Annotated in this window: 1 pseudogene; it reads right to left on the bottom strand. The window is 64.6% G+C overall.

Features of this window, described 5'->3' with window-relative positions:
* A pseudogene (locus FY036_RS00005) lies at positions 1–223 on the bottom strand (DDE-type integrase/transposase/recombinase); the annotation flags it as partial.

Here is a 223-nt window from a genome sequence, read left to right as displayed (position 1 = left end):
TTCGAGCAGGATGCGGTTCTTCAACGTCTGGTGCCATCGCTCGATCTTGCCTTGGGTCTGAGGATGGCAGGGCGCCCCGCGCGTATGTTCCATGCCCTTGTCGGATAGCCATGCGGCCAGGTCGGAAGAGACGTAAGAGGGGCCGTTGTCGGACAACAGCCGCGGCCGCTGCACCACCCTGGCGCTGTCGCAGGCAGAAGCCTGCAGCGCGATGGTCAGCGTG

The sequence above is a fragment of the Neoaquamicrobium microcysteis genome (assembly GCF_008180155.1).
GTDB classification, from domain to species: domain Bacteria; phylum Pseudomonadota; class Alphaproteobacteria; order Rhizobiales; family Rhizobiaceae; genus Aerobium; species Aerobium microcysteis.
This window is presented reverse-complemented; position numbering and strand designations above follow the sequence as displayed.